Here is a 15,223-nt window from a genome sequence, read left to right on the forward strand (position 1 = left end):
GAAACAAGAAAAACGTATCGATAGCACCGCTCTTGCGTCCTGCTAACGTCAGGTTTAGCTTCTCAAAATTAATAATTATCAGGATTGGGATTACACTAAGAAGCCGCTTTCTCGTCTACATATATTCTGATTTTTTGTACACTAAATGTCGCTAAAGGGAGTAACAGCAAAAGCCCGATAACTAATTCGTCACTATATAGAATCAATGTATCCGAAACATAGTGACCAAAACCAATAATTGCAAAGCACGATATAATGATACTAGCCAAAAACGGCCAACGCTTTTCGTACTTATTAATTAAGTGACCTACAAGTAAGTTAAATACAAAGATGTGCAAGAGTGTATATCTGATATCGGGATCTTGTTGACCATCAATTGACAGCGTCAGCGCCATGTTCAGCCCGCTTAGGTAAAAATAGCTAAACACAACCCACAGTGAACAGTGCTTTACCACATCCATTGACATATTCGATAACATTTTTTCCTCCAAACGAAAAAAACCGCCAATGAGGCGGTTTTGGGAATGAGGTGGCGGAGAGATAGGGATTTGAACCCTAGATACGCTATTAACGTATGCCGGTTTTCAAGACCGGTGCTTTCAACCACTCAGCCATCTCTCCGTTGTTGGCTGCGCATTCTAGGGATTTATGCAAGTGTTGTAAAGTACTAATTTTCAAATTCCTAGGAATTAATAATACTGTTTAGGTCGCCTAGCAAAAAAAGCCATTAAGCAACAAAACAGTACTAAACAAAACACCGTGATCCCAGAGTCCACCATCCCAAGAACCACGCTTTGCTGCTCAATATGTTTTACTAAAATTGGTAGTGATGATATACACACTACGACGCATAATATTTTGAATGCACGGGAAAAATCGAATCGCTTTGAATAGCTCATCCAGATACTTAGAATGGCAATAATCATCACTGGTGCTGATAAACCAAACCAGATTTGGCTTGTGTATGAAAGCACGACGAGCGTTAGTACGCTACCTAAAACGCTCCAGATAAACCACGCTGTCCAATTCTCCCGCTCTTTAAGAAATAAATTACCCATGGCACTTCTTCTTTACATCTGAACTTTATTGTTATTGTTAATGTTTGGGTTGACTGACTGAAACAGACTAACAAATTTACTGGCTATAAAACAACCACCTCAACTCGGACAACAAAACTTTCCGAAAGTTCAATACTTTTACTGCTTCAATACACCAATGCTATTAGCTTAGCATTAAAAAAAGCACAATGTTAGTTGTGCTTTTTTTAACAGTCAGAACGTCTTTCATATTAATTACGTTCTGCTTTTTCCATCTCGTTTGCTAATAACATGGTTTCGTCTGCTCTGGGTTTGCTAAACCTCGCTAATGCAAGATACACCACAGGAGTTAAATACAAGGTGAATATCACAGCTAACCCTAACCCGCCGAAGACTACCCAACCAATAGCATTTCTAGCTTCTGCACCCGCCCCTTCTGACAATATTAAAGGTAAAGCCCCTAGCAGCGTCGAAACCAAAGTCATCATAATTGGTCTCAGGCGTATCACAGCGGCTTCTTCAATTGCTTGTCGCACACACCTTCCTTGGTCTCGTAGTTGATCCGCGAACTCCACCAAAAGAATTGCATTTTTCGCAATCAAACCAATCAACATCACTAGTCCTATTTGCGAATAAATATTCAATGAAGTTCCGGTTAGGTATAACGCCAAAATTGCAGATGAGATACCAAAAGGAACAGTGATCATCACCACAACGGCACTATTTACGCTTTCAAATTGCGCGGCGAGTACCAACAACACGATAACAAACGCCAGCACATAGGTAAGCATCACTTCATTTGCGGTTTCTTCGAATGTAAGCGCTTCCCCCTTAAATGCTAGGGAAATACTGTCGGGTAGATTGCTATCTGCGATGGCGCGTATTTCACTGACCATTTCAGCCATCGAGATATTCTCAGGGAGTTTCATATCCAACTCAATGCTTCGGCGCTGCGCATGACGCTCAAGCTCAGCTGCAACGCCTTCTTCAACAATAACCGCTAAACTGCTTAGCGGAACCAAAGCCCCAGAACGGCTCCCGACATACAAATTTGCTAAGTCACTGGGAGAACGTATAACATGATTTTGTGCCTGCAACATAATCGGAATCGACTGATCTCCCACATTTAAATTAGCTACGTCATCACCATTTATTGCGGCTCTGAGCGTGGTAGATATATCACTTAAACTCACGCCGAGCTCTTGAGCTCTGCGACGATCAATATTTACTCTCAACTGCGGCTGGGAGGGCTGATAGGATATTTGTACAGGCGCCGCTTCCGGTATCTTTTGCTCTACTGCAGCAGCAAATGATTGAGCCGCTTTAAATATATCAAGATAATCATTACCTAAAAGTGCCAGCTCTATTCCGCCCCCTTGACCTCTTAAGTTCAAACTGTTGGAGCCAAAAGGCCTACCCGGTGCACCGGGAATTGCTCCAAGCGGCGCGCGTATTTTACTAATGATCTCTTGCTGAGAAAAATGGCGTTCATCCCAATGTTTTAGCGGGACTGTAATAAATACAATATTCGGATCCCATTGCCCAACAACGGTGTAAATAGACTCAATCTCCCCGCTTTCAACATACGGCAATAAGATGTCTTCCATTTGCTTCGCTTGCCTATCCATAAAGTTCAACCCCACACCATCAGGGCCTCGGGCGAAAATGCGTATTTTTCCTCTGTCTTCACTGGGGAGTAGTTCATTTTCTAGCTGGATATAGAGTGCACCTGAAATCGTTGCCAGTAATACACAACCACAGAACGTTAACCATGCATGATCAAGAACCCAATGAATCGAACTCCGATAGCTGTCCACAAGATAATGACCAATGCCTGAAAACATGTGCTTGCTACCTTGCGGCTTCAACTTTAATTTTGAGGTCAAAGCAGGAACCAAGGACAGCGCAACAAATGACGAAATAATCACAGCGCCGGCAAGCACCCCACCAAACTCCCTAAACAGTTTACCCGCAGTAGAAGGCAAAAATGCAATGGGTATAAATACTGCGGCTAGTACTGCGGTAGTGGCAACCACCGCGAAAAATACTTCTCGAGTCCCGAGCACTGCCGCAGCTCTGCGCCCTAGACCTGCGGCTCGGCGGCGTTGAATATTTTCACTTACTACGATAGCATCATCGACTATTAGACCAGTCGCTAATACTAACGCCAGCAGTGTTAAAATATTTATAGAGAAGCCAAGTGCCCAGATTAGTGCTAATGAGCCAATTAATGCCACTGGAATCGCAAAAGCAGGCACCAGAGTCGCCCGCCACGAACCAATAAAAATCCACAGCGTGAAAATCACTAACAACACAGTAATAGTTAATGAGTTCAATACTTCGTCAACTGAGCTACGGATAAATTGCGCATCGTCCGATGTGACCGTTAGAGTGACATCATTAAAGCGATTTCTTATCTGCTCTACCAAAGACAACACTTCATCTGAAATCTCGATTGTATTTGATTGTGCTTGTCTGATGATTTCTAATCCAATCACTGGCTTACCATCTAATCTCACCATCGAACGCGGATCGGCAGGACCAAAATAGACTGAAGCCACATCACCAATACGGGTTTGTCCTTGAATAATGATATCTGCAACTTGTTCAGCACTTATGGAGGTTGCATCAGCACGTACAATTAACTGTTGGTCGTCAGATTTTAAACTGCCCGCAGGCACGTCAAATGGTGCTTGTCGCAATGCGGCTGCAACATCGGGTACGGTTAAATTGAAACTGGTCAGCAGTAGCGGGTCAATTCGGACTCTGAGTACGCGCTCCCTGTCGCCATTTAACCTCACATCCGCAACACCCGGAATGGTAAGGAATTGAGGTGCCAGATCTTTTTCTACGCGCTCAGTCAATGCTTCTAACGTTAACAGCTCACTGCTCACGGTTAGAGACACCACTGCTTCAGCATCGTTATCTGCTTTGATAATTGAAACCCGTTCAACTTCTTCCGGTAGCTCGCGCTGTACTCGCGCTACCGATTCACGAGTTTCATTAGCCGCATCATCAAGATTAATACCAGGCCGAAACTCAACCACAATACGGGCATTGTTTTCTTCGCTCTGAGCTCTAATTGACTTGACCCCACTGACACGTGCGACTGCCCCTTCGAGTTTGCTGGTTACCTCCGTATCAACAGTTTCAGGCGATCCACCAGGAAAAGATGCTGATACTGTTAGTCTTGGCCTATCGACATCTGGTAGCTCTCTGACCTCAACGCCTGCTATCGCAGCAATCCCTGCGATGATGATGAGTAAGTTTAATACAATAATTAGAACTGGACGGCGTATCGCCATCGAGGGTAAATCTTGTAATTGAGGCAGTTCTGATTTATTCATTTTAGCGTTCCTCTGCGGTCAGATTAGCAGCTTTGATCTCCTGACCCTGACGCAAACTTTGCACTCCCTCGACGACCAGTTTCTCTCCTTCGTACAATTCACCTGACACGAGTAACCTCCCCGCCAAACGCTGCTGAATTGACACCTCAATGCGAGTAGCTTTGCCGTCTACCTGCTTCCAAACGTAGGGGCCAGTTGCGCCCCATAGTAATGCTGCTTCAGGGATCACCGCATAAGCCTGTTTCACTAACTTGAGTGATACTCGAAAGCTCATTCCCGGTAAAAATTCATGTCGTGCATTATCAAATAGCGCCTTAACCCTAATGGTACGAGACGACTTATCCACTCGGGAGTCTATCTGCTCAATACTGGCAAGCATTTCTTGGTTAGCATTATTCCAAGGTATCAACGAGACTTGATTGGCTTGCTTTAGAAGTGCATAGGCGGATTCAGGAGCCGAAAACTCAACGTACATTTTGTTGTAACTATCAATACTTGCAATGGCCGTTTGAGTGGTAATTCTGTCCCCTACCTCAACATCTGTTAGACCCATAATGCCTGAAAATGGCGCGATTATCTGCCTGTCCTGCAGCTCGTTTTCAGCTTGAGTGACAGCAACTTTTGCTAATGCTTGAAGCGTAATTGCATCATCCAAGTCACTGCGCGGCACCGCGCCTTTTTTGTGGCTATCTTGTAAGCGTTTGACGGTACGGTTTGCATCCTCAAGTTTAATCTTGGCTTCCATTAGCGATGCCTTTTGACGACGAGAGTCTAACTCGAGTAATAATTGACCTTTTTTAACGTCATCTCCAGGCTTAAAGTGTAATGCTGTCACTCGATCTCCCACCGCAGGATAAAGCACCACAGACTTAAATGCCTCAGCACTGCCGACCGATTGAATGGTCTCGCTTTCATGCTCAAAATTGATCGGTTCAACAATTACCTGTTTTGCCCTTGCGTAGCATGCATCGCTGAAAAAAATAAGCCCCAAAAGCAGCAAACAAAGACGTACTTCGCTCATAGATGTTCCGTAAATAATAATAATTCTTAGTTACTACGGAGTGTATCAACTTGTTGATCATTTGCAGATAGTGAATTCGATAATATTCAATTAAACCGCGATAAGTTGAACTTATCTAATCGCTCCTGTAAGGAATTAAAAGTCATGGGGAAAACTAGGGCCCGTTGATTTTTGCTATTTGATTTTTGTTCCCTCTGTGGGTTTTGAGCGCGGCGATCGACCTGCCACCTAGTAATCTAAGCAAAAGTTGAGCAACAATGCACAAGTGAACCCGGAGGGCAGCGCTTGATTGGCATTTCTACTACGTAATCGCCTGACTCACATAGAATCACCATGCGACGCAGGCTCTGCCTTGTATCAATGCCAATCAAACTGCTGCAAAAACAAACTTGAAAGATCAACAAGCCCTAATCAATTTAAGAGAGTACAAAAGAACTATTGGCGGTATTGTTCAAAGAAACGTGCCAATTTTTCCATGGCGGGTTGTAAATCATCTTTATGAGGTAAAAACACCAATCTGAAATGATCCGGCTTTGGCCAATTAAACGCCCGACCATGCACTAACAATATTTTTTCTTCCTTCAATAAGTCGAGGATCATTCGTTCATCGTTTTTCACAGCAAACTTTTTTATATCAACCTTGGGAAACGCATACAGCGCACCTTTTGGTTTTACACAGCTAATGCCATCAATCGCAGATAACCCTTGATATGCAATATCTCGTTGCTCGTATAAGCGACCACCCGGTTCAATAAGCTGGTCAATGGATTGCACTCCGCCTAGTGCTTGCTGGATTGCAAATTGCGCAGGTACATTGGCGCATAATCGCATCGATGCAAGCATTTCAAGTCCTGTAATTAAGTCTTGAACAGCGGCAAGTTTGCCACTGAGTACCATCCACCCCATTCTTAGACCCGCCGCACGATAAGTCTTGGCCAAACCATTAAATGTGATCACGGGAATGTCATCACATAAGCTAGCAATAGAAGTGTGCTGTACGCCGTCATACAAGATTTTTTCATAAATTTCATCACTCAACACTAACAGTTTATGTTCTCGAGCGATGTTTATTAACGCCTCTAACAACGACTCGTCATACACTGCGCCAGTCGGGTTATTAGGGTTAATTAGGACCAATGCTTTGGTTTTTTTTGTTATTTTTGACTTGATATCTGCGATATCAGGAAACCAATCTTGTTCTTCATCACATAGGTAATGGACAGGATTACCACCGGATAGTTTTACCGCCGCCGTCCATAGCGGATAATCCGGCGCTGGGATCAAAACCTCATCACCGTCGTTTAACAAAGCTTGTGCCGTCATTTGGATCAGCTCACTGACCCCATTCCCGATAAAAATATTATCCACATTTAAATGAGGAAACCCTTTCTGTTGATAATGCTGATACACTGCTACTCTCGCGGAATATAACCCTTTAGAGTCACAATAGCCTTGTGCAGAATATAAGTTTCGGATGATGTCCCTGTGCATATCTTCTGGCATATCAAACCCAAACGCTGCAGGATTTCCAATGTTCAACTTAAGCACTTTCATGCCCTCGTCTTCCATCTTTTTAGCTTGTTCTAAAACTGGTCCACGAATATCGTAGCTAACACCATTTAATTTATTACTTTTTGTTATTTGTAGCATTTTCCCCCCTCATTTCTCCCAGAATACCTTATGCAATAGGTGGCTGACTAGCGAATATACATGAGAAAACTCGCATTTATTGTTGTTGATTTCGATATCTATTTCAGGCAATAAAAAAGCAGCTTATTAAGCTGCTTCATTCGTAAAATTCAAACTTAACAGCTACGGATTGTCGGCAATCCAGGCCTGTAAGGCTGCCGCAGAACCTGCAACCTCGTCAGCTAACAAGGCAATTGCATCTTCAACAATTTCTTGTTGTTCTTGAACAAGCCCTTGCTCTATATTTCGAGCCACAGAGCTTAGGCTCACAGCACCAAATTGGGCAGCATTAGACTTTAGGCTATGGGCATGCCTAATTGCAGCTTCTTTATCAGAGTTCATCGCCGACATTAATTCACTCTCTAACCTTTCAAATTCCGAGCAACAAAAGTGCACAGTATCTTCAAATTGTTCTCCAAGTAATAACTGCATGTTTTCTAATGCACTTTCATCAATCTTTACGCTCATAACTTTCCTTAAAGACCTGTTTAATCTGTTCTAATGCTAGCCAAATGTCAGTTTATGTGCAAAGTAATTAGGCCGCAGTATGTTAGAATAGCCGCTTAGACAAAAACCATTGTATTCACACTTTGTAAAATATACCGATTATGAAAAGGCTGAACTGCACTCGCTGCAAATTCCCACAGACTACCTGCATTTGCAAATACATTGAGCCCCAAATTGACAATTTAACCAAGATTGTCATCTTGCAGCATCCTCAAGAAACAAAGGTAGCTAAAAATACCGCTCAACTTTTGTCGTTACAGCTCAAAAATGTTGAACTTGTTGTCGGTGAATCTGAAAGTGACTTTGCAAATCTGCAGAAACAACTACAAGATGCAGACACATACTTACTTTACCCGAATAGCAATGCTGTTGCACTGACCACAAAGAGTGCTGCTAGTCTTACCATCAATACCCTGATATTGATTGATGCAACCTGGAAAAAGGCCACAAAAATCTATCAACTAAACCCTTGGTTGCACAAATTTCCCAGTTTACAGCTTAACGTGAGTGATCAAAGCCAATATACCATTCGTAAATCTATACACGAATATAGCCTGTCAACGTTAGAGGCAACAAGTCAATTTTTGTCGTTATATGAACAAGCTGATTTCTCTGCATTAATGAGGCTGCAATCAGGTATGGTTAGTGAACAAATGAAATTTATGCCCACAGCGGTAAAACAGCGCTATGAAAAAAAGTGAGTTTTCGCGCTTAAAACAAAAATTCATCCGAACAGGGCCCGACTATCGCTTTGGCGACCAGGTCTGTTTCGAGGAAATTAAGCAGACTTTCGGTTTTAAAACGATGACCATTGGAGCTTGGGTATCAACCGAAGAAAAGCACTTAGCCGCCAATTTAATCTACGACGCATTAGCCGATTTAGCACAAATTCTATCGATACCTCCCACCACCATTGGACTTAGGAATACATTAAACTTCGCATTTGGCAGTGGTGGTCAAAAAGGAGTTCAGGCCCATTATGATTCAAGCAGCCGCACCCTCGCACTGGCCAAAAACGCGGGAGCGGGAGCGCTGGCGCACGAATGGTGGCATGCATTCGACCACCACATTACCAAACACCTTTTTGTTGCTCCGAGCAAAGCTTTTGCGTCTTCGGCTTGGTTAACTACAGAACAACTTAATCCTCACGCCATCAATGCGCATCTTGCAGATTTTTATGCTGCAACGCTTTTAAGTCCAGATGGTGATAGATGCAGCAACTTTTTCAACCAAGCAAGGGCATTAGATGCCAGTCGGGGCAGTTTTTATTACGCAAGACCCGAGGAGCTTACAGCAAGAATGTTTGAAACAATTGTGGCTTTTGATGACGAGATTAAAAATACTTTTTTGGTTGACGATGTACTTCGTTCAAACAGTGTGTTGGGACTCTATCCGACAATACAACAACGGATTGAAGCGGCTCAAGCCATAAAGTGTTATTTTAATTTGCTAGGAAAGCTTTTATATCGTCAGCTTGAGTCACCTTTAACACCCACAGCTGATATTCGTCATAATTAATCGGTCTAGAGATAAAATACCCCTGAGCAATATCGCACCCCAGAGCTTTCATCTTGGCATAGCTGTATAGGTCCTCAACTCCCTCGGCAACAACTTGAGAACCAAGGTTGTGTGCCATATCACATGTCGCCTTACAAATAGTTTGGTTGCTCTGTGAGCTTTCTAGTCCCATCACAAAGCCTTTATCAATTTTCAGCTCGTCAAAACCAAGATTACTTAAATACGCTAATGATGAGTAACCCGTACCAAAATCGTCAATTGCGACCTTTACTCCTATTGATTTAAAGTCATTGAGCATTTCCTTAACTTCTTCCTCCTGGCCAATAGTCACAGACTCTGTCACTTCAACAATAATCTGTGAGGGTGCGAGTGATAGCTCATTTATCAAGGTGATCAGCTGGACGGAAAGGTCTTTCGTTGCCAAATCTTTGCTTGAAATATTGAACGAAATAACATGCCGGTGGTATTTTTTGGTAAATTCGACTTGGGCTAAGAGCGCTTGTTCAACCACCCACTCCGTTAGGCGATAAATCTGCCCTGAAGACTCAGCAAGCGGAATAAATTCGTCAGGTGGAATGTAGCCAAACTCAGGATGATTCCAGCGCAGCAATGCTTCAGCTCCATAAAGCTTACCTGTTCTTAAGCAAATTTGAGGTTGATAAAATAAGCTCATTTGCTGCTGCTCAATGGCTGTTTTCAAATGGGATGTCAGTTTTAATCTTCGTTCAGAAGACATAGAGCTCTCAACATCATAAAGGTGCCAACGGCGACCTTTTAGCGATTGTGTGCTTAATGCCTGCATTGCCCTTTGGATTAACTTGTCACTGTTCTTCGCATGCATAGGATAGTTAGCCACACCAACCTCTAATTCATCAACAAGCTGTGTTTCATGTAATTCAATACCATCTTCAAACACCGCAGACAAAATGCAAACATATTGCTCGACCTGACTCACCTCTATTTTTCCACCTAATACCAAAGCAAATACATGTTCATCGACACGATAGATGGGCATTTCTGCTTCTTTATCAACCGCTGCACTGCTATAGGAGTTAAGTTGCCGCGCTAGTTCGCCAAATAATCTGCGGATCTGAAGATTTGAATATGAAATCCCAAAGTTCAATTTTATTAACGGCAATATTTTCGGCTTAAACAGTATTAAAGTATGTGGTAAATGGTGTTTTTCACTTCGGGCTAGTACTTGCATCAACGAGCTTTTATTTGGTAAGCCGGTTTCTTTATCAACCTCTGATAACATTTGAAAACGTCTGCGGGTGTTGGCGTCATGCCAAACAACGAACAACATCAGTAATAGTAAATGTAAAACCACCAAGCCCTGATTAATATTACTTAACTGATATTGCCACTGGAAAACTTGTAGCGCGGCAAAGTCTACAAATATTACCAATACCGGGCTCCAGCAAAGACACATGATCACCAGCTCTTTACTTTTAGTTTGTTGTGATAGAATAAACGCTATATTGATAAGCGTAATAAGTGCCAAAACCGATTGAAACGCAAATGGCATATTAAATCGATACAAACCAATGAATAAGCCAATACCCAGCATTCCATAAGCGGTTAACTTTATTACTCTATTAACAAAGTTGCTGAGTCTTCGACGAGACAAAAAGAAATAAAAAAACAACAGTGCGAACCCCAGTGAAGCGCACAACATGCTGTCGCTCAGATCGATAAATGCCTGACTGTAATCATGCGCTACAAATACGTCAGACAGCCCCCGATAAGTCGCATATAAAAGGATCAAAGACAACAAATAGGCCCCTGTGGCGATTAGGCTGCGACGTTGTCCAAACCAACCTGAGGCAAACATGTAAACACTCGTCAACACAACCATCCCGACAAAAGCACCATTGATTATTAAAGATTGATTGACTTGCCTATTAAATGTTTGTACGTCTGTAAATTGGGTTTCAACTGCGGTGACATAAGGCGAGGTAACCTTGAAAAAATAGCTTGTTTTCGAAAATTCATCGATGCGCAAATGTGGATTAAAGAAAGGCAGAGGAAAGAAAGAATCTGACTGTACAGCTTCAAGTGTTCCTTCCTCACTTAAAGCATAAAACTCCACTCTGCCCATTGCAGGTCGCTGTACTTGGATTATGCCATTGAAATCACGAGGCGCGATATCGACTCGTATCCAAACTGCGATACCTCTTGGAATAATAAATGGTTGCTTTTTGGCTTCAAATAACGACTTTTCAGAGAACTTTGCACCTAGGTCATACTGGTTAGCCTGATCAACAAAGACAGAAATTGAGTACTCAGAATTGTCGATAGCCACCGCCTTAGTGGGTAAACTTACCACTAAGATTGCTAAGAAGACCCTAGCAAAAAATAGCCACATCTCTGTTCTCCTTGAGTTCTTTAGGACATCACCAAAAAATATGACCGACCTAACTACGTTCAAAGCCGCTTTGTACTGCTGTATAACTACATCAAGTCCCTTATAAACAACAAATAAGGATCCTAGCCAAACTAATAGTCTAAAAGATAAACCAATAATAGTGACAAATTACACCACTTCATATTTCATCATATTACAAGGCAGTTTTTTAAACACAGGTACTTTTACAACTAAAGTATGGTTGTTCTGAGGCTATATGCCAAGGCGGCGGGCAAATTAACCACTAAAGCGATTAATTTGCGAAGCATCATATGCGTTTATTGGTCTTTTCGATTACTTTTTTATTAGTAATCAAATGGCAACCGAACCATATCGAACTCTGATTTCTGATTTCTGACACTAACACCTAATCTTGGGTGACTACAATTTCAACACTGGAATGATGATTGGATTGGTAATAAATCATGCTTGCCACTAACTGCGAACAAGCGACATAATGCTGTGCCATTGCTGACTCAGAGGGAGCGTTTTCTTCATAGGATAAAATATTCTGGGCTTTTTCTGAACAGCGACGTATTTCACTATTCAGCGGTATCTCAGCTAATAACGGCGCACCATAACGACTAGCGAGTTTCGCTCCACCGTCTTGACCAAAAACATAATTACGTTCGCCACAGTGTTCACAGTTAAAAAAGCTCATGTTTTCAACTAATCCTAGTAACGGTAACTGGACTTTTTCGAACATTGCAATGCCTTTTTGTGCATCGGCTAGTGCCAAGGTCTGCGGCGTAGTGACCACTATCGCTCCTGTTGCTGGCACCTTTTGAGTCATGGTCAACTGAATATCTCCGGTCCCTGGTGGCATATCGACAATCAGGTAATCAAGTTCCCCCCAATTGGTTTCATTCAACAACTGTGTCAACGCTTGTGAAGCCATTGGACCTCGCCATACCGTCGCGTCATTCTGGTCAACTAAAAACCCTATCGACATAACCTTAATACCATTTTTTTGTAATGGCTCCAGTGTTTTATTATCCGTCGTATTTGGTTTTTGGTTCTCAAGGCCCAATAAACTTGGCATGGATGGGCCATAAATATCAGCATCTAAAATCCCTACCTTACCGCCCTGACTCGCAAGTCCGTATGCCAAATTAAGCGCGGTTGTTGATTTCCCAACTCCCCCCTTACCTGATGCGACCAAAATAATGTGCTTTATTGATTTAAAAGCGGGCTTACCAACAACAATAACCTGACTATTTATCTCAACGTTACAAGCCAGCTCTTTTTGCAGATATGTCTGGAGCGGTGAATTACAATCAACAGCAAATGGAAAATTAATGGATACTACAACACCGCCATCTTTTTCCTCAATTGAGGTTACCCAATTGGCTTCAATACCTACGGGAAACGCGGTGCTTCGGTATCGACTTAGGAGCTCAATCACTCGTTGTTTGGATGATTTTCCTCGTGTAAATAATTTTTCCAAACCAAACATGTAAATTAAACTCCTTCGGGTGATGAAAATGACGCTGGAATTATGTAACATTCACTTCATTAAAACCAGTCAATTCGCGGTTCTCGGTCACAGTGCAAAAAGCCAGCACTTTAAGCTGTTGCAAACAACAGACTCTAATGCTTTAAATACGCTAACAAGTTGACACAGTAAGCACCTGACCGCCTTAATTTCATGGAATTGTTATGACCAAGAGAAAAATTCTCATTACTAGCGCTTTACCTTACGCGAATGGACCTACCCACCTAGGTCATTTGCTTGAGTACATTCAAACTGATATTTGGTCTCGCTATCAAAAGCTTCGTGAACATGAAACGTATTACGTTTGTGCTGACGATGCCCACGGTACACCAATCATGCTAAATGCTCAAAAGCAAGGTATTACACCAGAAGAAATGGTGAAGAACGTAAGTATTGAGCGACAACGTGATTTTGCTGACTTTAATATTGAATTCGACAATTATCACAGTACTCACAGTGATGAGAACCGCGAATTAAGCGAGTTGATCTACAACCGCCTTAATGAAAAAGGTCATATCAAAAAACGGACGATTTCTCAGCTGTTCGATCCTGAAAAAAATATCTTTTTGCCTGACCGATTTGTCACCGGAACTTGCCCGACATGTAAATCTGAAGATCAAAATGGCGACAGTTGTGATGCTTGTGGTGCGACTTATAGCCCAACGGAACTGATAGAGCCTCGTTCAGCCATGTCTGGAGCCACACCGGTGCTTAAAGACTCCGAACACTACTTTTTTGATCTTCCAGCCTTCGAAGACATGCTGAAAAGCTGGCTTCGCTCCGGTAGCATCCAATCAGAAATGGCAAACAAACTTGATGAATGGTTTGCAGACGGCCTACAGCAATGGGACATCAGCCGTGATGCTCCTTACTTCGGATTTGAAATTCCAGGCGCACCTGGCAAATATTTTTATGTGTGGCTTGATGCACCTATCGGCTACATGGCGAGTTTCAAAAACCTTTGTGAAAAGCAAGGGCTAAACTTCGACGAATTCTGGGCTGAAGGCTCGGAGGCAGAGCTTTACCACTTCATCGGTAAAGACATCATCTATTTCCACAGTTTATTTTGGCCAGCTATGCTTGACGGTGCTAATTTCCGTAAGCCAAATAACGTATTTGCACATGGCTTTGTTACCGTTAACGGTGCAAAAATGTCTAAGTCAAAAGGAACGTTTATCAAGGCTAGAACTTATTTAGAGCATCTAGATCCTGAATATTTACGTTATTACTACGCTGCAAAACTAAACAGTGGCATTACTGATTTAGACTTGAACTTAGACGATTTTGCCCAACGCGTGAACGCGGATCTCGTTGGTAAAGTGGTTAATATTGCGAGCCGTTGTGCTGGCTTTATTACTAAGAAGTTTGATGGCAAGCTTAGCGACTCTGTTATGGACGAAGCGCTATTAAACAGCTTCAGTGAGGCACAGCAAATCATTGCTGAGCACTTCGAAAACCGTGAATATAGCCGTGCGGTCAGAGAAATTATGGCGCTGGCAGACAAAGCAAACCAATTTATCGATGCAGAAGCTCCTTGGGTATTGGCAAAAAGTGATGAGACGCTTGAGCGCGCGCATCAAGTTTGCTCAATGGGTCTAAACCTATTCCGCGTATTAATGACTTACTTGAAACCAATCCTCCCAGGCATGGCAAAAAATGTAGAATCATTTTTGAATACCGAACTAAAATGGTCAAGCGTGGCAGTACCACTGGTTGGTCATGAAATTAATAAGTTTAAGGCATTGATGCAACGGGTTGAGCCTGAAAAGGTCACGGCAATGGTAGATGCATCAAAAGAAAGCCTTGAGTCAAAAGTTGCGACTAAGCAAACTAAGACTGATGAAAATAGCCCACTTTCTAAAGAACCAATTGCAGCAGAAATCGAGTTCGATGACTTTGCTAAAGTGGATTTACGTGTGGCACAAATTGCCAATGCTGAACATGTTGATGGTGCCGATAAGCTACTTAAATTAACTTTGGATCTAGGCGGTGAAACTCGACAAGTTTTCGCTGGTATAAAGTCGGCTTACGCTCCTGAGGATTTAATTGGTAAATTAACGGTAATGGTTGCAAACTTAAAGCCTAGAAAAATGCGCTTTGGTATGTCGGAAGGTATGGTCCTTGCGGCAGGACCGGGAGGCAAAGAAATCTATATTTTAAACCCTCATGATGGTGCCAAACCTGGTATGCGTGTGATGTAAG

General features: G+C 42.5%; 10 protein-coding genes and 1 tRNA gene. 3 read left to right on the forward strand and 8 right to left on the reverse strand.

Features of this window, described 5'->3' with window-relative positions; translation table 11 throughout:
- Nucleotides 1-95: 95 nt before the first annotated feature.
- The 6 genes from ACSLBF_RS09745 to ACSLBF_RS09770 all read right to left on the reverse strand — a co-directional run bounded on the left by ACSLBF_RS09745 (nucleotide 96) and on the right by ACSLBF_RS09770 (nucleotide 7,562).
- Nucleotides 96-479 carry a hypothetical protein gene (locus ACSLBF_RS09745; RefSeq protein WP_440053224.1) on the reverse strand — a complete coding sequence of 128 codons (384 nt, stop codon included), beginning with the start codon at nucleotides 477-479 and terminating at the stop codon, nucleotides 96-98.
- Nucleotides 480-530: 51 nt separating this feature from the next.
- Nucleotides 531-621: transfer RNA gene (locus ACSLBF_RS09750), tRNA-Ser, on the reverse strand.
- Nucleotides 622-1,288: 667 nt separating this feature from the next.
- Complete coding sequence (locus ACSLBF_RS09755; protein ID WP_440053225.1) at nucleotides 1,289-4,384, reverse strand: efflux RND transporter permease subunit; 3,096 nt, start codon at nucleotides 4,382-4,384, stop codon at nucleotides 1,289-1,291.
- A gap of 1 nt (nucleotide 4,385) precedes the next feature.
- Nucleotides 4,386-5,405, reverse strand: a complete 1,020-nt coding sequence (locus tag ACSLBF_RS09760) for an efflux RND transporter periplasmic adaptor subunit (protein ID WP_440053226.1) — start codon at nucleotides 5,403-5,405, stop codon at nucleotides 4,386-4,388.
- A 435-nt stretch (nucleotides 5,406-5,840) separates the two neighbouring features.
- The gene (locus ACSLBF_RS09765; protein WP_440053227.1) at nucleotides 5,841-7,055 is read right to left on the reverse strand and encodes a pyridoxal phosphate-dependent aminotransferase; all 1,215 of its coding nucleotides are present in this window, start codon (nucleotides 7,053-7,055) and stop codon (nucleotides 5,841-5,843) included.
- A 162-nt stretch (nucleotides 7,056-7,217) separates the two neighbouring features.
- A complete protein-coding gene (locus ACSLBF_RS09770; protein ID WP_440053228.1) occupies nucleotides 7,218-7,562 on the reverse strand; it encodes an Hpt domain-containing protein in 345 nt (114 codons plus the stop codon).
- Between the two features lie 140 nt (nucleotides 7,563-7,702).
- Between ACSLBF_RS09770 and ACSLBF_RS09775 the strand changes: the two genes are divergently transcribed.
- On the forward strand, nucleotides 7,703-8,302 hold the full coding sequence (locus ACSLBF_RS09775) for a tRNA-uridine aminocarboxypropyltransferase (RefSeq protein ID WP_440053229.1): 600 nt from the start codon (nucleotides 7,703-7,705) through the stop codon (nucleotides 8,300-8,302).
- Nucleotides 8,289-9,119 carry a CLCA_X family protein gene (locus ACSLBF_RS09780; protein WP_440053230.1) on the forward strand — a complete coding sequence of 277 codons (831 nt, stop codon included), beginning with the start codon at nucleotides 8,289-8,291 and terminating at the stop codon, nucleotides 9,117-9,119. The genes ACSLBF_RS09775 and ACSLBF_RS09780 overlap by 14 nt, the downstream gene beginning before the upstream one ends.
- Here ACSLBF_RS09780 and ACSLBF_RS09785 read toward each other — a convergent pair.
- Both ACSLBF_RS09785 and apbC read right to left on the reverse strand, forming a co-directional pair.
- On the reverse strand, nucleotides 9,043-11,487 hold the full coding sequence (locus ACSLBF_RS09785; RefSeq protein WP_440053231.1) for a putative bifunctional diguanylate cyclase/phosphodiesterase: 2,445 nt from the start codon (nucleotides 11,485-11,487) through the stop codon (nucleotides 9,043-9,045). The genes ACSLBF_RS09780 and ACSLBF_RS09785 overlap by 77 nt on opposite strands.
- 406 nt (nucleotides 11,488-11,893) lie before the next feature.
- Complete coding sequence (gene apbC, locus ACSLBF_RS09790) at nucleotides 11,894-12,982, reverse strand: iron-sulfur cluster carrier protein ApbC (RefSeq protein WP_440053232.1); 1,089 nt, start codon at nucleotides 12,980-12,982, stop codon at nucleotides 11,894-11,896.
- 203 nt (nucleotides 12,983-13,185) lie between these two features.
- Here apbC and metG point away from each other — a divergent pair, with 203 nt between their 5' ends.
- Complete coding sequence (gene metG / locus ACSLBF_RS09795) at nucleotides 13,186-15,222, forward strand: methionine--tRNA ligase (protein WP_440053233.1); 2,037 nt, start codon at nucleotides 13,186-13,188, stop codon at nucleotides 15,220-15,222.
- Nucleotide 15,223: the final 1 nt, after the last annotated feature.

The sequence above is a fragment of the Pseudoalteromonas sp. T1lg65 genome, assembly GCF_051930985.1.
GTDB lineage: Bacteria > Pseudomonadota > Gammaproteobacteria > Enterobacterales > Alteromonadaceae > Pseudoalteromonas.

Excerpts from the sequence above, each read along its gene's own strand:
- ACSLBF_RS09765 (WP_440053227.1), bottom strand. The coding sequence starts at position 7,055 with ATGCTACAAATAACAAAAAGTAATAAATTAAATGGTGTTAGCTACGAT.
- ACSLBF_RS09745 (WP_440053224.1), bottom strand. The coding sequence starts at position 479 with ATGTTATCGAATATGTCAATGGATGTGGTAAAGCACTGTTCACTGTGG.
- ACSLBF_RS09780 (WP_440053230.1), top strand. The coding sequence starts at position 8,289 with ATGAAAAAAAGTGAGTTTTCGCGCTTAAAACAAAAATTCATCCGAACA.
- ACSLBF_RS09755 (WP_440053225.1), bottom strand. The coding sequence starts at position 4,384 with ATGAATAAATCAGAACTGCCTCAATTACAAGATTTACCCTCGATGGCG.
- metG (WP_440053233.1), top strand. The coding sequence starts at position 13,186 with ATGACCAAGAGAAAAATTCTCATTACTAGCGCTTTACCTTACGCGAAT.
- ACSLBF_RS09785 (WP_440053231.1), bottom strand. The coding sequence starts at position 11,487 with ATGTGGCTATTTTTTGCTAGGGTCTTCTTAGCAATCTTAGTGGTAAGT.
- ACSLBF_RS09770 (WP_440053228.1), bottom strand. The coding sequence starts at position 7,562 with ATGAGCGTAAAGATTGATGAAAGTGCATTAGAAAACATGCAGTTATTA.
- ACSLBF_RS09775 (WP_440053229.1), top strand. The coding sequence starts at position 7,703 with ATGAAAAGGCTGAACTGCACTCGCTGCAAATTCCCACAGACTACCTGC.
- apbC (WP_440053232.1), bottom strand. The coding sequence starts at position 12,982 with ATGTTTGGTTTGGAAAAATTATTTACACGAGGAAAATCATCCAAACAA.
- ACSLBF_RS09760 (WP_440053226.1), bottom strand. The coding sequence starts at position 5,405 with ATGAGCGAAGTACGTCTTTGTTTGCTGCTTTTGGGGCTTATTTTTTTC.